Origin of the sequence: Gluconobacter sp. R75690 (genome assembly GCF_015244525.1) — a bacterium.
GTDB lineage: Bacteria > Pseudomonadota > Alphaproteobacteria > Acetobacterales > Acetobacteraceae > Gluconobacter > Gluconobacter potus.
This window is the reverse complement of the sequence record NZ_JABCQB010000016.1, coordinates 1-22,567: the sequence shown is the minus strand read 5'-3', so window position 1 is coordinate 22,567 and position 22,567 is coordinate 1. Positions and strand designations below refer to the sequence as shown.

The window sequence follows — 22,567 nt, the reverse complement described above, 5'->3', positions numbered from 1 at the left end:
ATGACGGAAGACGGTCCGCAAGAAGAGTACGATCCAAAGCGTCATGCCGGGCTGTACGGGGTCCAGCGTTTCAAGGCGATGTCGGCCGTACTCCTGGCCCTGCTTCTGTCAGTTCTGGATTATGCGATCGCCAATGTGGCCCTGCCGCTGATCGCGCAGGACCTGCATGCGTCGTCTTCACGGGCCATCTGGGTCGTCAACGCCTATCAGCTCGCCAATCTGTCATGCCTTCTGCCGCTGGCATCGCTTGGCGCCCGTGTGGGATTCGGACGACTGAGTCAGCTTGGGATCTTCCTTTTCCTGATCGCGTCTGTCGCCTGTGCCTTGTCACAGAACCTGCTTGAACTGACGCTCGCGCGGGCGCTGCAGGGTGTTGGCGGGGCGTGTATCATGAGTGTGAATATTGCACTCGTGCGTTTCATTTACCCGCATAGGGAGCTGGGGCGGGGCATCGCCCTGAACGGACTTTTCGTCGGGCTGGGAGTGGCTCTTGGTCCGTCTCTTGGATCGCTCATCCTGTCCGTGGCCAGCTGGCCCTGGATTTTCTGGATCAATCTGCCGCTGGCTCTCGCGGCTCTGGCGCTGGCTCATGCCGCGCTGCCGCAGACTCCGCGGAGCGATATTCCGACCGATATGGTTGGCTCTCTTCTGACGGTAGCTTCTTTCGCCCTGACCGGTGTGGGGCTCGACGGTCTGATGCATGCCGATTTCCTGTCGGGCGCGGCGGTTACAGTTGCGGGCGTGCTGTGCTGGGCCATGCTGCTGCATTATCAGCGCGAGAGGCTCGAACCGATCGTGCCGGTTGATTTGCTGGCGCGCCGACCGTTTCTGCTGGCCTGTCTGGTCGGGTTTCTGGGGTTCGTGGCCTCCAACCTCTACATTGTGGCGATGCCGTTCACACTGGCGTCTGCGTTCCATCGTGGTGCAGGCACGATCGGGCTTCTGATCGCGCCCTGGGCTGTCGGTGTGGCGACGATGTCGTTTGTCGTCAGCCGTCTGGCGGACCGGTTTCCGGCGTCGGTGCTATCCTCGATCGGACTGTTCATTACGGCGAGCGGATTCTGTCTGCTGTGGTTCCTGCCGACGGACGCCGGCAACTGGGCCATCGCCTGGCGGACGCTGTTTGCCGGATGCGGGTTCGGGCTGTTCCAGCCGCCCAATAACCGCGCGATCATGGTCACCGCGCCTCCGGGTCGTGAGGGCGGTGCGAGTGGTATGCTCTCCGTTGCGCGTCTGGCGGGGCAGACGACAGGAGCCCTGCTCGTGGCAGGACTGTTCACGGTCTTTCCCCATCCGGCTTTTATCTGCCTCGGGGCTGCGATGATTGCGGCGCTGACGGGATCTGCGCTTAGTCTGGGGCGAAAATATCTCGCAGCCTGAAGAGCGTGGTGGCGCGCTGGTCCGCGCTTTCCAGCTCCTGCGTGACAGGAACGGTCTGCCGCGTCAGGACTTCGAGCGGCATTGATGGGGCGTAGTGCCGGCCCGGATCACAGAGCCAGACTTCGCAGGTTTTCGAACATTCCAGCAGCCAGGGCACGATCCGCGCCGCCATGGCTTCGTTGTAACAGACGTCTCCGATGACCAGCAGATCACAGTCCGGGAGCGTTCCGATCAGGTCTCCGGGGACGGGAGCGATGGTCACGCTGTTGAGGCGCGCATTCAGATCTGTGGCTTCCAGCGCCATGGGATCGATATCGTTGGCCTGCACATCGGACGCGCCCGACAGGGCAGCGGCAATGGCGGCGAGACCGCATCCGCAGGCTACATCGAGAACGCGGCGTCCCCGGACATGCCCGGGATTATCGAGAATGAAGCGCGCGATGAGCTGGCTGCCGGGCCATGCGAAGGCCCAGAAGGGCGGTTCGATGCCGATCTGTTCGAGATAGACTTCGCTGGCCTGCCAGATGGGGGTGATTTCGGTCGCCAGATGCAGGGAAATCTCAGGCACGAGCGTGGCTTGTGCGATGGCGGTGTTGTCACGGATGAAACCGGCGGGATCGCTCAGGGGCGTGCTCATCCGAAAAGTCTTGCGGCGACAAACCCTGCGGCCAGTACGAATCCGATGGGCACGTTGCGGCGGAACTCCTTAAGGCAGGCCGGAGCGTCATAAGGGTTCAGCACGCGGACCTGCTGGAGCAGCATTGCGGCTGCGAGGGCGAGGAACGGCCAGAAGATCCAGTGCAGATGCGCATGGATGGCGACGAGCGCCAGCGCCAGGAGCATGAGGCTGTAGCAGGTGGCGATGAACGGACGGGCGCTCTTTTCCATCAGGCGGGAGGTGGAGCGGACGCCGATGCGGGCGTCGTCGTCCATGTCCTGAAAGCCGTAGATCGTGTCGAATCCGAGCTGCCAGAGAATGACGGCGCCGTAGAGCAGCAGGCCGTTGCCATCCAGTGTTCCGGCGGCTGCGGCGTAGCCCATGGGAGCGCCGAATCCGAAGGTGAAACCCATGACGAGTTGCGGCCACCAGGTGACGCGCTTGGCGGCCGGATACAGGGCGACGAGCAGGAGCGCGAGCGGGGCGAGCGCCCAGCAGACGGGCGGCAGGCAGATCAGCACGCCCAGCCCGATCAACAGCAGGACGGCAAGCAGGAGCAGGCCCTGTTTCAGGGACAGTGCGCCGCTGGCGAGCGGGCGGCCAGCAGTGCGGGCGACCCTGGCGTCGATGTCGCGGTCCCAGATGTCATTCACGACGCAGCCGGCCGAGCGCATGACGAGCGAGCCGAAGGCGAACAGGGCCGTGTCGATCAGGCGCGTTTGTAGTGACGCATGGGGCGCAAGGAACAGGCCCCACACGCCGGGCAGGAACAGGAGCCATGTTCCGACCGGGCGGTCGAGACGGGCGAGCAGGGCGTAGGAGCGCCATGGCTCGGGCAGGCGCGCAATGCGGCCGGTTAACTGGATATCGGTATGGGCGCGGGTCTGGCTCATGGGAGATGTGATGCTGTGCGGACATGCTTCCGTCAATGGGCGAGGCGCGCTATCGGAAAAGGATGAGCCGATCCGACCCCCGTCTTTATGTCCCTGCGTCTGAAACAGCCTTCGCGGAAGGCCAGACCATCCCGCTTCCTCCCGGGCAGGCGCATTATCTGGGCAACGTCATGCGACAGGGCGTGGGCAGCGCTGTCCGTGTGTTCAATGAGCGTGACGGCGAATGGGCGGCAGAGATCGCGGCCCTGAAAAAGGACAAGGGAAGTGTTCTGCTGTATCGCTGCGAGCGGACTCCGGCGCCGACGGACGGTGTGGAACTGCTGTTTGCGCCGCTCAAGCGGGATGCGACGGAACTTGTCATCCGTATGGGAACCGAACTGGGCGTGACGCGCTTTCGGCCGGTTGTGACGGAGCGGACCAATACGCACCGGCTCAATCTGGAGCGGCTGTCGGTGATTGCGACCGAAGCGGCGGAGCAGTGCGAGCGGCTGGATGTTCCAGAGATCCTGCCGCCTGAGTCGTTGCGGGTGGTGTTGGCGGAGTGGCCGGACGATCGTCCGCTGTTTGCTGCGCTCGAGCGCCGTCCGGGTGAGGATGCGGCGGTGCAGGCCGCGGCCCTGCTGATCGGGCCGGAGGGAGGCTTCTCCGAGGCGGAAGTGGAGCTTCTGCGGCGGCATGCTGCCGTTCATGCGCTCAGCCTGGGGCCACTGGTGCTGCGGGCGGAGACGGCCGTGTGTGCGGGGCTGTCCCGTCTGGCAGCCAGGGCGGAGGATGCCGCCCGAGGGTGACAGAACCGTCGGACCTGCTACAGTTCAATCATTATCGAACAACGAATTCAGACCGAGGCCAAACGCCATGTCCAATCCCGGCACGTCCAATACTGCGTCGATCGAAAGCCGGGCGCAGCTCGTCGAGGCGATCGCGCGTGGTTGCAAACCGCAATCGGAATGGAAGATCGGCACCGAACATGAAAAATTCGGTTTTGTTCTTCCTCATGCTGCTGACGGACGCGAACCACTGTCGCCCCCGCCTTACGAGCCGCGCGGAATCGGGGCGCTGCTGGAGAAGCTTCAGGGACCGGACTGGGCGCCGATCATGGACGGTGAGAACCTGATCGGTCTGAAGGGCCAGAACGCACAGGCCGGGCGGGCAATCTCGCTTGAGCCGGCCGGACAGTTCGAACTTTCGGGCGCGCCGGTTGTTTCGCTTCAGGAAACGGAAGCGGAAATGCAGGCGCATTTCGATCAGGTCCGTGGTCCGGCTGCGGAACTCGGGCTTGGTTTCCTGCCGTTTGGCTTTCAGCCGCTCTGGCCGCGTGATGCAATGCCGTGGATGCCCAAGAGCCGCTATGCGATCATGCGCAACTACATGCCGAAGGTGGGCTCGCTCGGCCTCGACATGATGACGCGGACCTGCACGGTTCAGGTCAATCTTGATTTCAGCGATGAAGCCGACATGGCCCGCAAGATGCGCGTGTCGCTGGCACTTCAGCCCGTGGCGACGGCGCTGTTCGCGAATTCGCCGTTCGTCGAGGGCAAGGCCAATGGCCTGCTCTCCAACCGGGCGCGGATCTGGACCGATACGGACAACCAGCGTTCGGGACAGCCTTCGGTATTTTTCGAGGACGGGTTCGGCTTCGAGCAGTATGTGGACTGGGCGCTGGACGTGCCGATGTATTTCGTCTCGCGGGATGGAAAGAACATCGATGTGGCGGGCTGCTCCTTCCGGCGCTGGCTGGCGGGCGATGTGCAGGAACCGCTGAAGGGCCTGACGCCGACGGTCGGGGATTTCGAAGATCATCTGACGACGGTGTTCCCCGATGTGCGTCTCAAGCAGTTCCTTGAAATGCGCGGTGCGGATGCCGGAAAGCTGGAAATGATGGTGGCGCAGTCGGCTCTGTGGGTCGGTCTGCTTTACGATCCCGCCACGCTGGAAGCGGCCGAGAAGCTGGTGCGTGAGCAGCCCTGGAGCGTGTATCAGCAGCTTCGGGCCGAAGTGCCGCGTCTGGGACTGGATGCCGCGTTCCCGGGCGGTCTGAAGCCGTTTGCCAAGCGTGTGGTTGAACTGGCCGAGCAGGGTCTGCGGGCGCGTGTGCGCAATGAGGCCGGGTATCTCGACCCGCTGCATCTGATTGCCGATGGCGGTCCGAATCAGGCCCAGTACTGGCTGGACCTGTATAACGGCGCCTGGGGCCAGAGCGTGAAGCCGCTGTTTACCGAAGCCGCCATCTGATTTTACGAGACGGGATCTGCTGCCTACGTGACGAAACTTTCCGATCTGACCGAACGCGAAATCCTTGCGCTGGCCATCGCCAGCGAGGAGGAGGATGGTCATATTTACGCGGATTTCGGCCAGATGCTGGCGGAGGATTATCCCGACAGCGCCGCCATCTTTCAGGACATGGCGGAAGAGGAAAACCATCATCGCCGGGCCCTGATCGACCTGTTCGTCCGGCGGTTCGGTAACCATATCCCGCTGGTCCGCCGGCAGGATGTGCAGGGGTTTCCGTCCCGCAAATCTGCCTGGCAGATGCAGAATCGCGGGATCGAGGCGATCCGGGCGCAGGCGGCCGACATGGAGCGGCAGGCCGCGCGGTTCTATCGTCAGGCTGCCGGGCAGACCAATGATGCGGAAATCCGCAAGCTTCTGGGTGATCTGGCGACCGAGGAAGACCGGCATCAGCGCGAGGCGCGGCGTCTTGAAGACGCGCATCTGAATGATAACACCCGTGACCGCGAGGATGAGCACAGTCGCCGGGATTTTGTCCTGCGGGTTGTGCAGCCGGGGCTGGTCGGGCTCATGGACGGCTCGGTTTCGACGCTGGCGCCCGTCTTTGCCGCGGCGTTTGCAACGCACAGCCCCCATGCCGCCTTTCTGGTCGGACTTGCGGCGTCGCTGGGCGCCGGGATTTCCATGGGGCTGGCGGAAGCGTTGGCGGATGATGGCAAGCTGTCCGGGCGTGGGGCTCCGCTATTGCGCGGCCTGATCTGCGGCGCCATGACGTTCGGGGGCGGGATCGGGCATACGCTGCCCTTCCTTGTCCCGGATTTCCGTCTTGCCTTTGGTGTCGCAATCATCGCCGTGGCGATCGAGCTTCTGCTGATTTCCTGGGTGCGCTGGCGGTATCAGGACACGCCGTTCGGATCGGCCATGGTGCAGGTCTTCCTCGGCGGGGCTCTCGTTTTTGCAACCGGTGTGCTGATTGGCAGTTCCTGAGACATGATGAACCGTTCTTTTTTCCGCGCTGCCGCTCTGGTGGCGCTGCTGCCCGTTGCCCTGCCATCCATGGCTTTTGCGCAGGCGACTCCCGCCCAGCTTCGTCCTGCGGATCAGGGCTGGATTTCACGGATTGAGGACGCGCTGGGGCAGGTCACGACGCTTCAGGCGCGCTTCAGGCAGACGGCGGCGGATGGCAGCACGACGGTCGGAACAGCAACGCTCGACCGGCCAGGCCGGATGCGTTTCGATTACGACAAGCCGAGTCCGCTGCTGCTGGTCGCCAATGACGGGCGTGTGGTGTTTCAGGATCGCAGTGTCGATCAGGTGACGACCATTCCACTGGACCGCACGCCGCTCGGGCTTCTGCTGCGTCCGGAACTCAAGCTGTCAGGGGATGTGACGGTGACGGGCTTCGAGCACAGCAACGGGCAGATCCGGGTGCAGGTGGTGCGGACGCAGAGCGCCGGGGAGGGCACTCTGACGCTCGTCCTGTCCGATGCGCCGCTCGGTCTTTTGGGCTGGACGGTCGTGGATGCGCAGGGACGCACGACCACAATCGCCCTGTCCGATGTGCGTCTGGGCGGGACCGTGCCTCAGTCCCTGTTCGTGCTGCCCAAAGCGGACTGAGGCTTCAGTCCTTCAGTTCGCGTGAGAGTTCCAGCGCCCGGGCATAGACCGTGCGTTTGGGCAGCTTTACGATTCCCGCCACGAGAGCTGCGGCGTCCTTGACTGAATGGGTTGTCAGGGCCTCGCGCAGATGCGTGTCCAGATCGGCAGCGCCGCTGTCATCTTCGGCAGACGGTCCGATCAGGAGCGTGATTTCGCCGCGTGGGGCGGTTGTGCGGAAATGTTCCAGAACCTCTGTCAGGGTGCCGCGCACCATTTCCTCGAAGCGCTTGGTGAGTTCGCGGCCGACGGCGGCTTCGCGGTCCGGACCAAAAACGTCGATCAGGTCTTCCAGTGTTTCGATCAGGCGGTGCGGGGCTTCGTACCAGACCAGGGTGGAGTGCAGTCCTGCTTGTTCGGCGGCGCGCAGGGTGGCAAAGCCGGTCTTGCGGGCTTCGCTTCGGGGGGCCGGAAAGCCCAGGAACATGAAGGGCAGAGGCGGTAGGCCTGACAGCGTCAGGGCCGTGACGACGGCGTTCGGACCGGGAATGGCCGTAACATGGATACCGGCCGCGATGGCGGCGCGGACTAACCGGTATCCGGGATCGGAGACCAGGGGCGTGCCTGCGTCGGAGACGACGGCATAGCGCGCGCCGTCCTGCAGTTTTTCGATCAGGAACGGAGTGCGGTCCTGTTCGTTATGGTCGTGCAGTGTCCGGGTTGGTGTGGCAATATTGCGCGAAAGCAGGAGCTTTGCCGTGACGCGCGTGTCCTCGCAGAGGATCGCGTCCACGGTGTTCAGCGCCTCGATCGCGCGTTCGCTGATATCGGCCAGGTTGCCGATCGGCGTTGCAACCAATATCAGACATCCACCTTCGGCCTGGCCCTGCGCTGGCAGGGGGGCGGCCGGTAACGTTTCAGCCGCATCGCTCAAGGGAGTTTCAGCGGAACATGACTTTTCGGACATCTGCATCCTCGGTGACAAACTCAGGGGCGCATTGTCGCCCGTTGAGCCGTCTGCGCAAGGGTGTAAGCACCGGCCTCGCCGCAGGAACCTTCCTGACCCTTGCCGCCTGCTCGGGTGGTGGGTCGTCTTCCGTGCCGGGTGTGGGCGGCGTTCCGGGTGTTTCGGAAGGTCCGGGCGCGCATGATGTCGGGCTGATCCTGCCGCTGACGGGGCGCAATGCCGCTTATGGACTGCGGATGCGCGATGCTGCGAAGCTGGCTCTTTCTGCCAAGGGATCGCCTGCGCTGGACGTGCATGACACCAATGCCCCGGGTGGTGCTGAGCAGGCTGCGCGCGATGCGCTGTCGCGTGGTGACGCCATCCTGCTGGGGCCTCTGACCGCAACGGAAACGTCTGCCGCGGCACCGCTCGCCGTCAATGCGGGCAAGCCGGAGCTGGCCTTTACCAGCGACTCTACGCAGGCCCGTCCGGGCGTCTGGGTCATGGGTCTGACACCGGAGCAGCAGGTGCGCCGGATGGTGGATGCCGCCCGGGCGACGGGACGCCGGACTTTCGCGGCCTTCCTGCCGGACAATGCCTTCGGACATGCGATGGGTGATGGTTTGGCACGGGCCTGCCGCGATGCGGGGCTGAAGGATCCGCAGATCGTGTTCCATACGATGGACGCGCAGAATATCGATGACGGCCTGAAGACGCTCTCCGCCATCGAGACGCGCCAGCCCGCCGCTCCGGCGCCTGCGCCGACAGATGTCCCGGCCGGACCATCCGCGATCGATCCGACGGGCGAGACTGCGGCCAACCCGGCAGGGACGGCAGAAACGGGCGCTACGCCGCCAGCCACGCCAGCGGCCACTCCGGCTCCGGCGCCTCAGGCCGTACCGGTTCCGCCGCCGCCATTCGATGCGCTGGTGCTGGCCGATACGGGGCTGGAACTGGGACGTGTCATTACGACGCTCCAGACGGATCATATCGATTCGTCGCAGGTCCAGATCATGGGGCCGGCGCTGTGGAAGGCGTTTGATGGCAAGCTCGGTGCGCTGCATGGGGCCTGGTATGCAGCGTCCGATGCGCATGACCGCATGGGCTATGTCGCGCAGTACCGGGCTTTGTACAAACAGGCGCCGTCACCCGTCACGGATTTCGCCTATGACGCCGCGGCTCTGGCCGGAAGCCTGATCCGTCAGGGTGGCGTGACGACGCAGGCCCTGACGCGGCCGGATGGTTACATGGGTGTGGACGGGCTGTTCCGCCTGCGGCCGGACGGGCATGTCACGCGGGCACTGGCGATCTATCAGATCCAGCGTGGCGGTGGTGCCCGCATCGTTGTACCAGCTTCGCGGGATGTGGCGATCCGTCCGAGCTGATACGGTATTTTTTCAAAAGAAAGCGCGTCCGTTTTTTCGAACGGCGCGCTTTTTTTATGTCTGGTCGAGGAAATCCGGGCGCAGGATCAGGCGGCGCAGGTCTCGGCGAGCGGCAGGACCGGGCGGATGACATGCAGGGCGAGCTCGAAGCTGGCATAGCTGCCAAGCTCATGCTCGCGGATCTGGTCAATCAGTACCCAGCGCATACCTTGGGGCCGCAGCATATAGGCGGGATCGGGATTTTCGCGGACCCAGACCAGAACATGATCAACGGGGACAGTGCCGTCCACATTGACGGTGTCATGGGCGGCCGGTGCGATTTCCGCATCGAAAACGCCCATGCGCTGCCCGGCTTCCAGCCAGCGCAGCAGGTACTCGCGGTGACGGGGGAGAAGGCCCTGGCGCAGAGGTACGATGTTGCTCGCGTTGCGGCCATGAGAGAGGTCGTGAAGGTGAGCCACCTGCGCCATCAGGAAGTCCTCATCATAAAGCCGGGCAGGGCACCCGGGTCGTGGTGATGAGTTCAGGCTAGGGGCCGAAAGGTACGTTTCACAATCTTTAATAACGTCTGGAGACGGTTTTGCGACACAAACTATCCCTACTGTGACAAATCTGCCATGCTCTCAGTGCATAGCTTAACACTGTGTTGTCATATTCCGGTACAGGGATTTGCCCCAGCGGCGGTGCAGCCAGAGCCAGGACCCCGGAATGTCGCGGATCCATGATTCGAGACGGTCATTGAACAGCTGCGTGAGGGCGAGGACGTCTTGGGTGCGGTCGTCCGTTTTTTCCGGCATGAAGGGCGCATCCACGACCAGCACGAGTCTGGCTGGACCATCGCGGCGGACATGTCCGGTCACGATCAGGGCATCATGTCTCAGGGCGAACACGGCTGCGGCGGAGGCTGTCATGGCGGGGCGACCGAAGAGCCTGGCCTCGATCCCGTCATTCATTTTCTGATCGCCCAGAACGCCCAGATTCCCGCCTTTGGACAGGTATTTCAGAGCTGCGCGCGCGCCTTTTGCGCCTTTGGGAAACATGGGCACGTCCTGTCCCATCGCGTCCTGCCGGAGCCTGTGGATCAGGCGGTCAACGCCGGGATTGCTGGCTGCGCGGTAGAAGGACGCAAACGGCATGCCATAGCGCGCCACGACAGGCGGCATGAGTTCCCAGTTGCCGATATGACCCGAGAAGAAAATGACTGGCCGGCCTGATGCTTTGGCCACTTCGAGATGTTCCGCGCCTTCGACACTCCATCCCGCGCCGGAAGGTGTGTTCTGTTTCAGGCGGCTGATATGGGGAAACTCGCCAACCGTGCGTCCCAGATTTTCCCAGCAGTCGCGGACGATGCGGCGACGGGCGGGGGCGTCATATTCCGGCAGGGCGAGCTGGAGGTTCCGGTCTGCGATCTTCGAGACGGGCAGAAGTGGTCCGATTGTGCGCGCCACAAAGCCACCCAGACTGGAAGAGGCTGCGGGCGGGAGGGTGCGGATCGCGGCCAGAAGGGCACGGACCAGAAGGGTTTCCGCGCGGTACAGGAAAGAGGTCACGAGGCGGAAAACAGCAGATCGAGGAGGCATTCGGGGAATTTCGGGTCGGCCCAGAGCAGCTCTACGCCGATGACCTTCACCTGCGTACGGAATGGGAATGGGAGTTTCACGGCGTCCTTGGCGGTCGTGACCAGCGTGGTTCCCGATTCCCGGCTGAGGGCTTCGAGGCGCTGGATGTCACGGGGCGTATAGAAATGATGATCGGGGAAGGGAAGCGCGCGGATGGGGGCCACGCCGGCGTCCCGGAGCATGTCGAAGAACTTTTCCGGTCGGCCAATGCCTGCAAAGGCCACAATGCGCCGTCCCTGAAGGGTCCGGATTTCGGGGCCGGGCACCAGTCTGGCCTGCGCGGTCAGGAGATGGGGGGGGAATGTCGGGATCAGGTTGTGTCGATCGTCGCCCATGACGACGACAGCCTGGGCGCGCGCTAGGGCGTCGGCGACCGGTTCGCGCAGGGGGCCTGCGGGGAGGACGCATCCGTTGCCGAAGCCGGTCGCGCCGTCCACGACAAGAACGGAGACGTCCTGATACAGTGTAGGGTTCTGGAAGCCATCATCCATGACGAGGCAGTCCGCGCCCTGGGAGATGGCGAGACGGGCGGTTTCGGCGCGGTTGGCTCCGATCCAGGTCGGGGCGCTCTGTGCGAGGAGAAGCGGTTCGTCGCCCACGTCGCGGGGCGTGCTGCGGCTCGGATTGACGCCGATCGGGCCGCGCTCGCGGCCGCCATGACCCCGGCTCAGGATATGGGGATGATGGCCCCGGTCCCTGAGGCGCTGGACCAGATCAAGGGTGAGGGGGGTCTTGCCGGCGCCGCCTGTGGTGATGTTGCCGCAGCACAGGACCGGAACGGAGGCATGAAAGGTCGGCTGTCTGAGGCGGCGGCGGGTGAGTGTTGTGGCGATGAAGGAAAACGGCCGCAGGAGACGGGCGGCGATGCTGCGGGTGGGGCGCAGCCAGAAACGGGGTGGGCGACGGGTCATCGCTCAACCGTTTTCAGGATGCGGTCTCGCAGGACGCTCACCACGGAGCGCTGCAATCCCGTTGTCCTGACAGGCGGGAGAGGGGATTCGAGCCATCGTGTCAGACACTCCACATCGTTCACGACATGGATTGTATCAGAAACGGTGGCCATTGCCTCCCGCCAGTTCTCCATTTTCGGCCCCGTAGCCGTGGGAACGCCCAGACGGAGCGGCTCGAACGGGTTGTGGCCGCCGCCCTTTCCGGCAAGGGAATTGCCCAGAAAACAGCGATCCGCCAGACGGTAGAACAGGCCCAGTTCGCCCAGCGTGTCAGCCAGCCAGATTTGTGTCTGCGGCGTCGGATCCAGACCTGTCGTTCGGCGGGGCAGGTCAAAGCGGGCTGCCAGCTCCGCGCCACGGGCCGGGTGGCGCGGGACGATGATGGTCAGCAGATCAGACTGGAGCCTGCGGGCTTTTTCCGCGGCCTGCAGGACAAGTTCTTCCTCGCCCGGATGGGTGGATGCGGCGACGAAGACAGGACGGTCGCCGATCAGGCTCCTCAGCCGGGCATATTCCGCCTCGTCATAGGCCAGAGGCGGTGCGTCCTGCTTGAGGTCGCCATCTTCATAGACCGGGAGCGCTCCCAGTGCCCGGAAGCGGGCGGCGTCTTCGGGACCACGGGCTGCTACCCAGGACAAGCGCTTCATCATGCGGCGTGCGGGGTCTCCCAGACGGGTCCACAGACGGGCTGAACGGTCTGACAGGCGCCCGTTGACGAGCATGACCGGGATGTCGCGGCGTGAACAGGCTGCGATGATGCCTGGCCAGAGTTCGCTTTCCACGAATATGGCGCCTTCCGGCTGCCAGAGGTTCAGGAAGCGCCTGAGCCAGCGTGGCACGTCATGGGGAATGAAGCGGTGGATGATCCGCTGCCCGTAGAGCGGATGCCGGGCCACGATCTCGCTGCCGGTGACTGTCGCGGTCGTAAAGAGGATGCGCATTTCGGGCCGGGCTTCGAGCAGGGCCTCGGCGAGCGGCAGGGCGCAGAGGGTCTCGCCGACGCTGGCGGCATGGATCCACAGAAGCTGCCCCGTGGGGCGGTGGCCCCGGCGCGGGCCCGCGCGCTCCAGTCCCATGCGTTCGCGCAGGCGGTCAGGGAGTTCACGCCCGCGATGCAGGCGGATGCGCAGCATGACCGTCAGCGCCGGGGCCATGAGGGTTCCAGCCAGGCGCCACAGACGGTCCGCCAGATTGGATTGCCGGTGCCGCACCACGCTCTCGGCACGGAGCGAGACGTCGTTCAGGGCATTCTGAAGGATGGTGGCGTCGGGCTGGAAGAGCGGCTCGCCCATGATGAGGGCGCCGCGTCCGAACGGTAGCGGGAAAGCCAGCCCGTCCCATGAGGGCAGGCGCAGACTCGTGCTGGCCATCCCGACGGGGACGACTGCGCAGGCCGCAAGGCGGGAGAGCGCGACGGCTCCGGGCTGCACCTGTTCCGCCGGGCCGCGGGGGCCGTCCGGTGTGATTCCGACCAGTGAGCCTTTTTCAAGTTCCTTCAGAGCAGTGCGCAGAACGGCCGCTCCACCCTTGTTCTTGCCCTTCTTGCTGGAGGAGCCGTGGATGCCGATGATGCCCCATGGACGGACGACGTCTGCGATCAGCATTCCGTCCGGATTGCGGGAAATCAGTACCCGCAGTTCCAGGCGGGGTTCCAGCGTCCGCGCCCAGAACCACAGGGCCGGGCTGAGTGTCAGCGAGCGGTGCCAGAAGGCGACGACCGTACCCTTCGCCGGGGTTGTCAGGGTTTCGAGGGCGCGGGGTGAGCCACTGACCTGCCAGCGTGTGGTGTGCAGGCAGGTTCCCAGCCACAGGCGCAGGAGGCGCGGAAACAGGGTCATGCCGTGTCGGGTAGCACGCGGCGTTACAGGCGGCAAAGGTTGGAAAGGCTTTCCCGTACAGTCCTGGTCCTCACTACTCCGGATGACGGACCTCAAGGGACGTGAAGGTTACCTGCGCCATGTCGCCATGACAGGGCATATGCCATCCGGTCTGGCCCGCAACGGCCTCGAACCACATGACAGGCGCAGTCGCGGCAGCGGGCATGGCGAGTACGCTGCGACTGCCGTTGACGACAACGACGAGCGTTCCGTTGGGACGTGAGGAGATGGTATAGCTGACGTTGCGGTCCGGATAGATCGTACCGGCGACGATGTTGTGGGTCGAACTGCCATCGTGGACGGTGACGGTCACCTGCGAGCGATGGCCGTTTGCGACCAGTTCCACGACGGGACCGTGCGGGCTCTGGATGCGGCCGATGATGACGCGCTGGTCGCTGGGCCAGGTGTCGATATGCAGGCTCGCGTTCATGTCGGCCGGGGTCTGCTGGAAATACCAGGCCGTGCCTTCACGCAGGACGGTTGCGGGGGCCGTCTGTCCGCGGATGGACGGCTGAAGGCCGTCCGTCCGCAGGGTGAGGGCGCCTGTTGCGGGATTCTGCTGATAGAACGGGCTGTGATAGCCGGTTGCGAGCGTCGTGCCCGGAACGAGGCGCAGTTTCAGCCGCGCCTGCGGTTCCTGCAGAGTGAAGCCGCCTGCCTGTGGCGGAGACCGTGTGTCCATGGCCGAGGCGGGGACCAGCGCGGTTCCTGCCAGAGTGAGGGTCAGGCAGGTTGCGCAGAGGAGGCGGGACAGGGACATGACGGTTCCTTCAGATCGGCAGGCAGGCATGAAAAGGCGTTTCAGCGGCTCATGAGAACGGTGAGTTGCGCCTGTTCCAGAATGTGACGGGTGACACCGCCCAGGATCATCTGACGCAGACGCGAGTGGGAATAGGCGCCCATGCAGAGCATGTCGGCGTTGAACTCGGTAGCCGCTTTCAGGAGCCCCGCGCCGATGTCACGGTTCACGGCTTCGAACTCGCGGGCGGTGGCGGAAATGCCATGCATCCGCAGATAGGTCACGACTTCGTCCGCGCCCGGTCCGCGACGCTGGTAGTCCTGACAGGTCAGGACCTGCACGGCTTCGGCCTTGTGGGCCCAGGGCAGGATGCAGCGCAGGGCCAGCGAGGCCTCGGGCGTGCCGTTCCAGGCGATAGTGATGCGCTTGCCAACCGTTTTCGGCGGGGCGGGCGGGGCGATCACGAGCGGGCGTCCGCTGTCGAACAGGATGGCATGCAGCGTTTCGGAGGCGCGCGGATCGCCGTCCTTGGCGAGGTTCGGGACCAGAGTCATGTCGGCCAGACGCGAGCGCCATGTCAGGGAATCGTGCTCGGTCCCGTTGAGGACATCAAGGCTGGCGCTGACGCCATCGCCCGCGGAGGAGCCGATCTTCGAAGGCTCGACACGACGGATGTCATGCTCACGGATGAAGGCATCAAAGGCTTTGCGGATCGCGATCGCGCGGCGCTGCGCTTCGGTCGTGGCTGTGTCGATCATTTCATTGACCATGCCGGCCGAGATGCCTTCACCGGCCAGCGTCGCGACTTCGGACGGGTCCGAGCCGACCACGACAGCGGACAGATGGGCATCGAAACGGCGCGCGAAATCAAGCGCGACCGACATGACGGCTTCGAGGTCACCGGAGCCGTTCAGGGGGAGAAGGATATTCTTGATGTCGATAAGCATGGGTCAGGGCTCCCCGGCCAAAATCTGCAGAACGTCATTATGATGTATTTACGGATAAAGTCGTGTGACGTTCCATCCGTTTCCGTCATGGATGTTTCCGTCACGGGTCCACACGGCTCTGTCATGCAGGCGGTAGGGGCGATCCTGCCAGAATTCGATGGCTTCGGGCAGAACGCGAAAGCCCGACCAGTTGGCGGGGCGGGGGATCGGACCGTCGCCGTATTTCTCGTCCACGGCCTTCAGGCGTTCCTCGAAGGTGCTGCGGTCATCCAGAGGGCGTGACTGGTCGGACGCAATGGCGCCAAGGCGGGACATGCGCGAGCGGCTTGCGAAATATGCATCGGCTTCGGCGGCGCTGACGGCTTCGACCGGGCCTTCGATCCGGATCTGGCGGCGGAGGGATTTCCAGTGGAAGAGCAGGGCGACATGCGGGTTGGCCAGCAGTTCGCGTCCCTTGCGGCTTTCCAGATTGGTATAGAAGACGAAGCCGCGCTCATCCACGCCCTTGAGCAGGAGCATCCGGACGGAAGGTCGCCCGTCAGGCGTCGCGGTTGCCACGGCCATGGCGTTGGGATCGTTCGGCTCGGACGTCTCGGCATCCGACATCCAGGCCGCAAACAGGGCGAAGGGATCGGCCTTGAGGTCAATCAGGGGGATGTCGGACATGGGACTCTCCTTGGAACTGGATTGGCGGAACAGGAGCGACGCAGACCGGCTCGCCAGTGTGATGATCATAACGCGGATGGCACGTTCCAGCCATCCGGCCCGCTATGGGAACAGTTTACGCGCTTCGCTCACATCGCGCCTTGATCTGGGACAGCATGCGTCGCCGCAGCAGGCCACTGACGGGGCGGATCACGAGCCAGTAAGGCAGGAAGCGCCGCCGGACCTGGGAAGTGGGACACAGGACATGTGTCTGCGTGACAAGGCGCGTCCGTTTCGGCGTGGCTGGCCCTGTCATAAAGGACAGGATCAGGGTTGCAACGGACGCATCCCTGTTACCGAGAAACTCCATGGGTGTGTCAAAACGGCGCAGGCCGTAATCCGTCTGCCAGAAAGCGCCTTTCAGCCCGTAGACCAGACTGCGATTGGTCTGGGAAAGAAGCGTGAAGTCCTGAAGGTCCAGAGGCGGCGGAGGGCGCGCGCGCAGCAGGCGGGCGGGCAGTTCACGCAGGTAAAGGGCCGGACGGAAGAGCGGATCATCACCCAGGCGGTAGTGCCGCACGGAGTTCAGGATGGCGCCGGGCCGAGCGCGGATCAGGATGGAATGATGTTCGGAAAAATCGAACGGTTCTGTGGTGGCGTAGGCGGATTTCGAACACATGGGCAGAAATTCCTTAGCGCCGGAGTGATGCCTTAATGCCCTGTCAGGGGGCAAAAAACGGCGCAATCGTCGCAAAGTCTTGTCTGTAACGGGCGCTTGTGCAACCACGGCCCTCAATACGCCAACGCGATTCAGGAAATCACCATGTCTGAAACGGAAGACAATATCCCGGCTCCAGTGACCGGCACGCTCATGAAGGGCAAGCGCGGTGTGATCATGGGTGTTGCCAACAAGCACTCCATTGCCTGGGCCATTGCCAGTGCCTGTGCTGCACAGGGCGCAGAACTTGCTTTCACCTATCAGGGCGAGGCGCTGGGCAAGCGCGTCCGTCCGCTGGCAGAGAGCGTCGGGTCTGAACTCGTCATTCCCTGTGATGTCAGCAACGACGATGCCATCAACACCACGTTCGATGAAATCGAGAAGGTCTGGGGCAAGATCGATTTCGTGCTCCATGCCATCGCTTTCGCCGACAAGCAGTATCTCCGCGGCCGCTATATCGACACGCCGCGCGATGCCTTCCTGCAGGCCATGGACATCTCCTGCTATTCCTTCGTGGCTGTTGCACGCCGTGCATCCGCAATGATGAATCCGGGCGGGTCGTTCCTGAGCATGACCTATCTCGGCGCCGAGCGCGTCATGCCGCATTACAATGTGATGGGCGTGGCCAAGGCGGCTCTGGAAGCCTCTGTGCGCTACATGGCTGCCGATCTGGGCCGCGACGATATCCGCGTGAATGGGATCTCCGCTGGTCCGATCATGACACTGGCTGCCAACGGGATCAGCGATTTCCGCTACATCCTGCGCTGGAACCAGCTCAATTCTCCCATGGAGCGCAACGTGACCCTCAAGGATGTTGGCGGTTCGGGCATGTATCTGCTTTCCGACCTGTCCAGTGGTGTCACGGGCGAGATCCATCATGTGGACTGCGGCTACCACACGGTCGGCATGAAGAACCCGGACGCGCCGGACATCGCAGCGGTCGGCTCCGGGAACTGACATGTCGGACAACAGCTTCGGGAAGCTCTTTCGCGTCACCACCTGGGGTGAAAGTCACGGACCGGCCATTGGCTGCGTCATTGATGGCTGTCCACCCCGCCTGAAGCTGTCCGAAGAGGACATCCAGCCCTGGCTCGACCGTCGTCGTCCGGGGCAGTCCCGCTTTACCACGCAGCGCCGGGAGCCGGATCAGGTCCGGATCCTTTCGGGCGTGTTTGAAGGCCAGACGACCGGCACTCCCATTTCGCTGATGATCGAGAATACCGATCAACGGTCGAAGGATTATGGTGATATCGCAACCCGCTATCGCCCCGGTCATGCCGACATTGCTTACGACATGAAATACGGCATTCGCGACTATCGCGGGGGCGGACGGTCCTCGGCGCGCGAGACCGCCATGCGGGTTGCGGCGGGAGCCGTGGCGCGTGTGCTGCTCAAAACGCTGGTGGGTGAGGGCGTGAAGATTCGTGCGGCCCTGACGGGAATCGGTGGCCAGACCATCGATCCGTCCCGCTGGGATTGGGACGAAGTCGAGCGCAATCCGTTGTGGTGTCCGGATGCGGAATCCGTGGGGCCATGGGAAGCGCTGCTCGATTCCATTCGCAAGGATGGATCGTCGATCGGCGCGACTGTCGAAGTCGTGGCGGAGGGTCTGCCTGCCGGACTCGGTGCACCGGTTTATGGAAAACTCGATGCCGATCTGGCCGGTGCCATGATGGGTATCAATGGTGTGAAGGGCGTTGAGATCGGGGACGGTTTTGCCGTAGCCGCCCTGCGCGGTGAGCAGAACGCCGATCCGATTGCGCCGGGGCCGGAGTTCGCGTCCAACCATGCCGGCGGTATTCTGGGCGGGATTTCGACGGGGCAGCCCATAGTGGCGCACTTTGCGATCAAGCCGACCAGCTCGATCCTCACGCCTGTCCCGAGCATCACGCGCGATGGCGAGTCTGTCGAGGTGATGACGAAGGGGCGGCACGATCCCTGCATTGGCATTCGGGCTGTGCCGGTCGCTGAAGCGATGATGGCCTGTGTGCTGGCCGATCACCTGCTGCGCGATCATGCGCAATGTGGCTGGGGGCGCTAGGCCCCAGCCTTCGATACCGGATGCCTCAGCTTTCGAACGTGGCGTCCAGGGTGATCCTGGCCTTGATGACCTGCGACAGCGGGCAGCCTTCCTTGGCCTTGTTGGCAATTTCCAGAAACTGCGCTTCCGATGCGCCGGGAACCTTGCCACGCAAGGTCAGGTGAGACTGCGTGATGGCAAAGCCTTCGCCGGACTTGTCCAGAGACACCGTGGCTTTCGTTTCCAGGGATTCGGCTTTGAAGCCCGCCTGTTCGAGCATCATGGACAGCGCCATGGTGAAACAGCCGGCATGGGCCGCGCCGAGCAGCTCTTCCGGATTCGTCCCGGGCTTGTCTTCGAAACGGGTGTTGAAGCCATAGGGCTGGTTGTGCAAGGCGCCACTCTGTGTGGAAATCGTGCCTTTGCCGTCCTTGAGGCCGCCGGTCCAGTGGGCTGAGGCTGTCTTCTTGATGGTCATGGATCAATGCTCCGGAATGTTGGGTCCTTCTCTCAAACGTGGTCCGTTACGGATCGTTGCCCGGACTGGCGATCACGAAATTTCTCCATTCTGTGACCCACGGCACACACCCAAGGGCGAAGGGAGAGGAGAAGTCTGGGGATAACAGTGAGGTAGCGGCAGTTTTCTGCGATCAGCACTATATATAGGGACATTAACCATTTCGTGCCCTAGATATGGGATGGTTCCAATTCACAGCTCTTCCGAGATTGCAAGCGAACTTCGTGCTTGCGATCGGGTTCGGAGTGATGGAAATGAGTGCTCGAGATACCAGAAATAGATGCCCGGCGGAGAGAGCGATGACCCTTCATGACGTGACAATGGACGTGTCCGACAAGGCTGATCGCGCCCATGATGTGCGTCCGCCTGTCGATCATCCCATCGGTGAAGCGCCGCTACCGGGTGATGCCGATTCCGCAGATATGTTCGACGATGTCGTGCAGCTTCCGGGCCATCATGCCGTGCGGGTGGACCGTTCGCGCGACTCCCTGCTGACGGATTTCGGCAAGGCGACGCTGAACAACCGCTACCTGCTTCCGGGTGAGGACTATCAGGCTCTTTTTGCGCGTGTGGCCTCCTATTACGGCGCCGATGCGGGCCATGCCCAGCGGATCTACGACTACATTTCCCGCCACTGGTTCATGCCGGCCACGCCCGTTCTGTCCAATGGTGGCACCGAGCGCGGTCTGCCGATCTCCTGCTTCCTGAATGAGGCCGAGGACAGTCTCTCGGGAATCGTGGGACTGTGGAACGAGAACGTGTGGCTGGCCTCCAAGGGCGGTGGCATTGGCTCCTACTGGGGCAATCTGCGCTCCATCGGCGAAAATATCGGCCGCAACGGCAAGACATCCGGCGTCATTCCCTTCATCCGCGTTATGGACAGCCTGACGCTGGCGATTTCGCAGGGCTCCCTGCGTCGTGGCTCGGCTGCGGTGTATCTGCCGGTCTGGCATCCGGAAGTGGAAGAGTTCGTCGAAATGCGCCGCCCGACAGGTGGCGATCCGAACCGCAAGGCTCTGAACCTGCATCACGGCGTGCTCGTGACGGACGCGTTCATGCGTGCGGTCGAGAATGACGAGGAATGGGCGCTGCTGTCCCCGAAGGATCACAGCACGATCCGCAAGGTTTCGGCGCGTGGTCTGTGGATCCGGATCCTGACGGCGCGGATGGAGCAGGGCGAGCCCTACATCATCTATTCCGATCATGTGAACCGCGCCCGTCCGGAGCATCACAAGCTGGCCGGGCTGGAAGTGAAGACCTCCAATCTCTGCGCCGAGATCACGCTGCCAACCGGCATTGACCATCACGGCAAGAACCGTACGGCCGTTTGCTGTCTGTCTTCGCTCAATCTTGAGACCTGGGACGAGTGGAAGGATGATCCGCAGTTCATCGAGGACGTGATGCTGTTCCTCGACAACGTGCTGCAGGACTTCATTGACCGCGCGCCGGACGATATGGCGCGGGCGAAGTATGCCGCTGCGCGTGAGCGTTCGGTTGGTCTGGGCGTGATGGGCTTCCATTCCTTCCTTCAGGCCCGGATGATTCCATTCGAGTCCGTGATGGCGAAGGTCTGGAACCGGAAAATTTTCGAACATATCCGCAAGCAGGCCGATGCTGCGTCCAAGCATCTGGCGGAAGTGCGCGGTCCGTGCCCGGATGCCGCGGAATATGGCTTCATGGAGCGCTTCTCGCATAAGCTCGCCATTGCCCCGACGGCCTCGATCTCCATCATCACGGGCAATGCCAGCCCCGGCATCGAGCCGATCAGCGCGAATGTGTTCCTGCAGAAGACGCTTTCGGGTTCGTTCTCGGTCCGCAACCGCCATCTGAAGAAGATTCTGGAAGAGCGCGGCTATGATACGGACGAAGTCTGGTCGGCGATCACGCTGAACAAGGGCTCCGTGCAGAACCTCGACTTCCTGACGCAGGACGAGAAGGACGTGTTCAAGACGGCGTTCGAACTCGACCAGCGCTGGGTCGTCGAACATGCCGCCGACCGTGCGCCGTTCATTTGTCAGGCGCAGTCGGTGAACCTGTTCCTGCCGGCCGACGTTCACAAGCGCGACCTGCATCAGATCCATTTCCAGGCGTGGAAGAAGGGCCTGAAGTCCCTCTATTACTGCCGCTCCCTGTCCGTGCAGCGCGCGGATGCCGTGTCCAATCTCGCGGTAAAGAGCGACATTCTGGAAGACGAAAAATACGAAGCCACGGCTCAGGCCGCTCCGCGCGGTGAGATGAGCAGCGGCGATTACGAAGAGTGCCTGTCCTGCCAGTAATGGCGGGATGTGAAAGGACGCAATCATGAGCGACACGACCCCGACCACCGGTCATCAGGGCGAGCAGCATTTCGACCTGATGACCGCCAACCCGGTCTACAAGCCCTTCCGCTACCCCTGGGCCTATGACGCCTGGCTGACGCAGCAGCGCGTCCACTGGCTGCCCGAGGAAGTGCCGCTGGCCGATGACGTGAAGGACTGGCACCGGACGCTGACGGAAGCCGAACAGCATCTGGTGACGCAGATTTTCCGCTTCTTTACGCAGGCCGACGTGGAAGTGAATTCCGCGTATATGAAGTATTACAGCCAGGTTTTCAAACCGACCGAAGTGCTGATGATGCTGTCCGCGTTCTCGAATATCGAGACGATCCACATCGCCGCGTATTCCCATCTTCTTGATACCATCGGGATGCCCGAGACCGAGTATTCGGCCTTCCTGAAATACAAGGAGATGAAGGACAAATACGATTTCATGCAGTCGTTCAACATCGACAACAAGCGTGAAATCGCCAAGACCATGGCGGCTTTCGGGGCGTTCATGGAAGGGCTCCAGCTTTTCGCATCCTTTGCGATCCTGCTGAACTTCCCGCGCTTCAACAAGCTCAAGGGCATGGGGCAGATCGTGTCCTGGTCGGTGCGTGACGAGACGCTGCACTGCCTGTCCATGATTCGACTGTTCCGGACGTTCATCCGTGAGAATCCGGAACTGTGGACCGCTGACTTCCGTGAGGAACTGACGCAGGTCTGCCGCACGACGGTCGAGCATGAAGATGCGTTCATCGATCTGGCGTTCGAGATGGGGCCGGTCGAGGGCATGTCGTCCGAAGACGTGAAGAAGTACATCCGCTTCATCGCGGATCGCCGCCTGACGCAGCTGGGCCTGGACCCGATCTATGGGCAGGAAAACAACCCGCTGCCGTGGATCGACGACATGCTGAATGCTGTCGAACATGCCAACTTCTTCGAGAACCGTTCGACCGAATATTCCCGTGCGTCCACGTCCGGGACTTGGGAAGAGGCGTTCGAAGGCAACGTCTTCAGCTGAGATCTGAGACGGAGAATCCTACGGCGTGTCGTCAGTTAAGCAGGATGATGATTGAGGCGAACTGAACCGCCGCGAGGAAGGTGGATTTCAGTTTGTCGTAGCGGGTTGCAATAGCGCGGAACTGCTT

General features: G+C 63.0%; 22 protein-coding genes and 1 pseudogene. 10 read left to right on the top strand and 13 right to left on the bottom strand.

Annotation, left to right across the window (positions count from 1 at the left end; genetic code table 11):
- Entirely contained in the window at positions 1-1,380 is a 1,380-nt protein-coding gene (locus HKD27_RS14955) for an MFS transporter (protein WP_194690066.1), read from the top strand.
- On the opposite strand, the gene HKD27_RS14950 is transcribed toward HKD27_RS14955, so the two are convergent.
- A complete protein-coding gene (locus HKD27_RS14950; protein ID WP_194690044.1) occupies positions 1,349-2,017 on the bottom strand; it encodes a methyltransferase in 669 nt (222 codons plus the stop codon). The two genes, HKD27_RS14955 and HKD27_RS14950, sit on opposite strands and share 32 nt — an antisense overlap.
- Positions 2,014-2,931: a 4-hydroxybenzoate octaprenyltransferase gene (gene ubiA, locus HKD27_RS14945; RefSeq protein ID WP_194690043.1), complete on the bottom strand. Its 918-nt coding sequence runs from the start codon at positions 2,929-2,931 to the stop codon at positions 2,014-2,016. Before ubiA ends, HKD27_RS14950 begins: the two co-directional genes overlap by 4 nt.
- Before the next feature lie 35 nt (positions 2,932-2,966).
- On the opposite strand from ubiA, the gene HKD27_RS14940 reads away from it, so the two are divergent.
- The 4 genes from HKD27_RS14940 to HKD27_RS14925 all read left to right on the top strand — a co-directional run bounded on the left by HKD27_RS14940 (position 2,967) and on the right by HKD27_RS14925 (position 6,777).
- A complete protein-coding gene (locus HKD27_RS14940) occupies positions 2,967-3,719 on the top strand; it encodes a 16S rRNA (uracil(1498)-N(3))-methyltransferase (RefSeq protein WP_194690065.1) in 753 nt (250 codons plus the stop codon).
- Positions 3,720-3,786: 67 nt separating this feature from the next.
- Positions 3,787-5,163, top strand: coding sequence for a glutamate--cysteine ligase (locus tag HKD27_RS14935; protein ID WP_194690042.1), 1,377 nt, complete (start codon positions 3,787-3,789; stop codon positions 5,161-5,163).
- A gap of 27 nt (positions 5,164-5,190) precedes the next feature.
- Positions 5,191-6,147: an iron exporter MbfA gene (gene mbfA / locus HKD27_RS14930; RefSeq protein ID WP_062509296.1), complete on the top strand. Its 957-nt coding sequence runs from the start codon at positions 5,191-5,193 to the stop codon at positions 6,145-6,147.
- A gap of 3 nt (positions 6,148-6,150) precedes the next feature.
- Positions 6,151-6,777 (top strand): outer membrane lipoprotein carrier protein LolA, encoded by a 627-nt coding sequence (locus HKD27_RS14925; protein WP_194264782.1) that lies wholly within the window; start codon positions 6,151-6,153, stop codon positions 6,775-6,777.
- A 4-nt stretch (positions 6,778-6,781) separates the two neighbouring features.
- Here the strand turns inward: HKD27_RS14925 and rsmI are convergent, their stop codons facing one another.
- On the bottom strand, positions 6,782-7,615 hold the full coding sequence (gene rsmI / locus HKD27_RS14920) for a 16S rRNA (cytidine(1402)-2'-O)-methyltransferase (protein WP_194690064.1): 834 nt from the start codon (positions 7,613-7,615) through the stop codon (positions 6,782-6,784).
- A 149-nt stretch (positions 7,616-7,764) separates the two neighbouring features.
- Here rsmI and HKD27_RS14915 point away from each other — a divergent pair, with 149 nt between their 5' ends.
- On the top strand, positions 7,765-9,087 hold the full coding sequence (locus HKD27_RS14915; RefSeq protein WP_194690041.1) for a penicillin-binding protein activator: 1,323 nt from the start codon (positions 7,765-7,767) through the stop codon (positions 9,085-9,087).
- Between the two features lie 86 nt (positions 9,088-9,173).
- Here the strand turns inward: HKD27_RS14915 and HKD27_RS14910 are convergent, their stop codons facing one another.
- The 8 genes from HKD27_RS14910 to HKD27_RS14875 form a co-directional block, all read right to left on the bottom strand.
- A complete protein-coding gene (locus HKD27_RS14910) occupies positions 9,174-9,557 on the bottom strand; it encodes a hypothetical protein (RefSeq protein WP_062496840.1) in 384 nt (127 codons plus the stop codon).
- Between the two features lie 165 nt (positions 9,558-9,722).
- Positions 9,723-10,637: a lysophospholipid acyltransferase family protein gene (locus tag HKD27_RS14905; RefSeq protein ID WP_194690063.1), complete on the bottom strand. Its 915-nt coding sequence runs from the start codon at positions 10,635-10,637 to the stop codon at positions 9,723-9,725.
- Positions 10,634-11,617: a tetraacyldisaccharide 4'-kinase gene (gene lpxK / locus HKD27_RS14900; RefSeq protein ID WP_194690040.1), complete on the bottom strand. Its 984-nt coding sequence runs from the start codon at positions 11,615-11,617 to the stop codon at positions 10,634-10,636. The genes HKD27_RS14905 and lpxK overlap by 4 nt, the downstream gene beginning before the upstream one ends.
- Complete coding sequence (locus HKD27_RS14895) at positions 11,614-13,494, bottom strand: glycosyltransferase N-terminal domain-containing protein (RefSeq protein WP_194690039.1); 1,881 nt, start codon at positions 13,492-13,494, stop codon at positions 11,614-11,616. The genes lpxK and HKD27_RS14895 overlap by 4 nt, the downstream gene beginning before the upstream one ends.
- A 73-nt stretch (positions 13,495-13,567) precedes the next feature.
- On the bottom strand, positions 13,568-14,293 hold the full coding sequence (locus HKD27_RS14890) for a polysaccharide lyase family 7 protein (protein WP_194690038.1): 726 nt from the start codon (positions 14,291-14,293) through the stop codon (positions 13,568-13,570).
- A gap of 41 nt (positions 14,294-14,334) precedes the next feature.
- Positions 14,335-15,219, bottom strand: coding sequence for a universal stress protein (locus HKD27_RS14885; RefSeq protein ID WP_194690037.1), 885 nt, complete (start codon positions 15,217-15,219; stop codon positions 14,335-14,337).
- A 48-nt stretch (positions 15,220-15,267) separates the two neighbouring features.
- Positions 15,268-15,885 (bottom strand): pyridoxamine 5'-phosphate oxidase, encoded by a 618-nt coding sequence (pdxH, locus tag HKD27_RS14880; protein WP_194690036.1) that lies wholly within the window; start codon positions 15,883-15,885, stop codon positions 15,268-15,270.
- A 115-nt stretch (positions 15,886-16,000) separates the two neighbouring features.
- Positions 16,001-16,543 carry a hypothetical protein gene (locus HKD27_RS14875; protein ID WP_194690035.1) on the bottom strand — a complete coding sequence of 181 codons (543 nt, stop codon included), beginning with the start codon at positions 16,541-16,543 and terminating at the stop codon, positions 16,001-16,003.
- A 144-nt stretch (positions 16,544-16,687) separates the two neighbouring features.
- Here HKD27_RS14875 and fabI point away from each other — a divergent pair, with 144 nt between their 5' ends.
- Together fabI and aroC are read left to right on the top strand one after the other, a co-directional pair.
- Positions 16,688-17,539: an enoyl-ACP reductase FabI gene (fabI, locus tag HKD27_RS14870; RefSeq protein ID WP_194690034.1), complete on the top strand. Its 852-nt coding sequence runs from the start codon at positions 16,688-16,690 to the stop codon at positions 17,537-17,539.
- Position 17,540: 1 nt separating this feature from the next.
- Complete coding sequence (gene aroC, locus HKD27_RS14865) at positions 17,541-18,623, top strand: chorismate synthase (protein WP_194690033.1); 1,083 nt, start codon at positions 17,541-17,543, stop codon at positions 18,621-18,623.
- Positions 18,624-18,648: 25 nt separating this feature from the next.
- Here the strand turns inward: aroC and HKD27_RS14860 are convergent, their stop codons facing one another.
- Entirely contained in the window at positions 18,649-19,080 is a 432-nt protein-coding gene (locus tag HKD27_RS14860; protein ID WP_194690032.1) for an OsmC family protein, read from the bottom strand.
- 461 nt (positions 19,081-19,541) lie between these two features.
- Here HKD27_RS14860 and HKD27_RS14855 point away from each other — a divergent pair, with 461 nt between their 5' ends.
- Together HKD27_RS14855 and HKD27_RS14850 are read left to right on the top strand one after the other, a co-directional pair.
- Positions 19,542-21,395 (top strand): ribonucleoside-diphosphate reductase subunit alpha, encoded by a 1,854-nt coding sequence (locus HKD27_RS14855; RefSeq protein WP_228119209.1) that lies wholly within the window; start codon positions 19,542-19,544, stop codon positions 21,393-21,395.
- 25 nt (positions 21,396-21,420) lie between these two features.
- On the top strand, positions 21,421-22,440 hold the full coding sequence (locus tag HKD27_RS14850; protein ID WP_194690031.1) for a ribonucleotide-diphosphate reductase subunit beta: 1,020 nt from the start codon (positions 21,421-21,423) through the stop codon (positions 22,438-22,440).
- 31 nt (positions 22,441-22,471) lie between these two features.
- Here HKD27_RS14850 and HKD27_RS14845 read toward each other — a convergent pair.
- A pseudogene (locus tag HKD27_RS14845) lies at positions 22,472-22,567 on the bottom strand (IS5/IS1182 family transposase); the annotation flags it as partial.

What these genes read in the sequence shown, in the direction of transcription:
- lpxK (WP_194690040.1), bottom strand. Translation starts at nt 11,617, where the DNA reads ATGACCCGTCGCCCACCCCGTTTCTGGCTGCGCCCCACCCGCAGCATC.
- HKD27_RS14910 (WP_062496840.1), bottom strand. Translation starts at nt 9,557, where the DNA reads ATGGCGCAGGTGGCTCACCTTCACGACCTCTCTCATGGCCGCAACGCG.
- HKD27_RS14935 (WP_194690042.1), top strand. Translation starts at nt 3,787, where the DNA reads ATGTCCAATCCCGGCACGTCCAATACTGCGTCGATCGAAAGCCGGGCG.
- ubiA (WP_194690043.1), bottom strand. Translation starts at nt 2,931, where the DNA reads ATGAGCCAGACCCGCGCCCATACCGATATCCAGTTAACCGGCCGCATT.
- HKD27_RS14860 (WP_194690032.1), bottom strand. Translation starts at nt 19,080, where the DNA reads ATGACCATCAAGAAGACAGCCTCAGCCCACTGGACCGGCGGCCTCAAG.
- HKD27_RS14885 (WP_194690037.1), bottom strand. Translation starts at nt 15,219, where the DNA reads ATGCTTATCGACATCAAGAATATCCTTCTCCCCCTGAACGGCTCCGGT.
- HKD27_RS14955 (WP_194690066.1), top strand. Translation starts at nt 1, where the DNA reads ATGACGGAAGACGGTCCGCAAGAAGAGTACGATCCAAAGCGTCATGCC.
- HKD27_RS14895 (WP_194690039.1), bottom strand. Translation starts at nt 13,494, where the DNA reads ATGACCCTGTTTCCGCGCCTCCTGCGCCTGTGGCTGGGAACCTGCCTG.
- HKD27_RS14875 (WP_194690035.1), bottom strand. Translation starts at nt 16,543, where the DNA reads ATGTGTTCGAAATCCGCCTACGCCACCACAGAACCGTTCGATTTTTCC.
- HKD27_RS14850 (WP_194690031.1), top strand. Translation starts at nt 21,421, where the DNA reads ATGAGCGACACGACCCCGACCACCGGTCATCAGGGCGAGCAGCATTTC.
- aroC (WP_194690033.1), top strand. Translation starts at nt 17,541, where the DNA reads ATGTCGGACAACAGCTTCGGGAAGCTCTTTCGCGTCACCACCTGGGGT.
- HKD27_RS14950 (WP_194690044.1), bottom strand. Translation starts at nt 2,017, where the DNA reads ATGAGCACGCCCCTGAGCGATCCCGCCGGTTTCATCCGTGACAACACC.
- HKD27_RS14925 (WP_194264782.1), top strand. Translation starts at nt 6,151, where the DNA reads ATGATGAACCGTTCTTTTTTCCGCGCTGCCGCTCTGGTGGCGCTGCTG.
- pdxH (WP_194690036.1), bottom strand. Translation starts at nt 15,885, where the DNA reads ATGTCCGACATCCCCCTGATTGACCTCAAGGCCGATCCCTTCGCCCTG.
- HKD27_RS14890 (WP_194690038.1), bottom strand. Translation starts at nt 14,293, where the DNA reads ATGTCCCTGTCCCGCCTCCTCTGCGCAACCTGCCTGACCCTCACTCTG.
- HKD27_RS14855 (WP_228119209.1), top strand. Translation starts at nt 19,542, where the DNA reads ATGTTCGACGATGTCGTGCAGCTTCCGGGCCATCATGCCGTGCGGGTG.
- fabI (WP_194690034.1), top strand. Translation starts at nt 16,688, where the DNA reads ATGTCTGAAACGGAAGACAATATCCCGGCTCCAGTGACCGGCACGCTC.
- HKD27_RS14940 (WP_194690065.1), top strand. Translation starts at nt 2,967, where the DNA reads ATGGGCGAGGCGCGCTATCGGAAAAGGATGAGCCGATCCGACCCCCGT.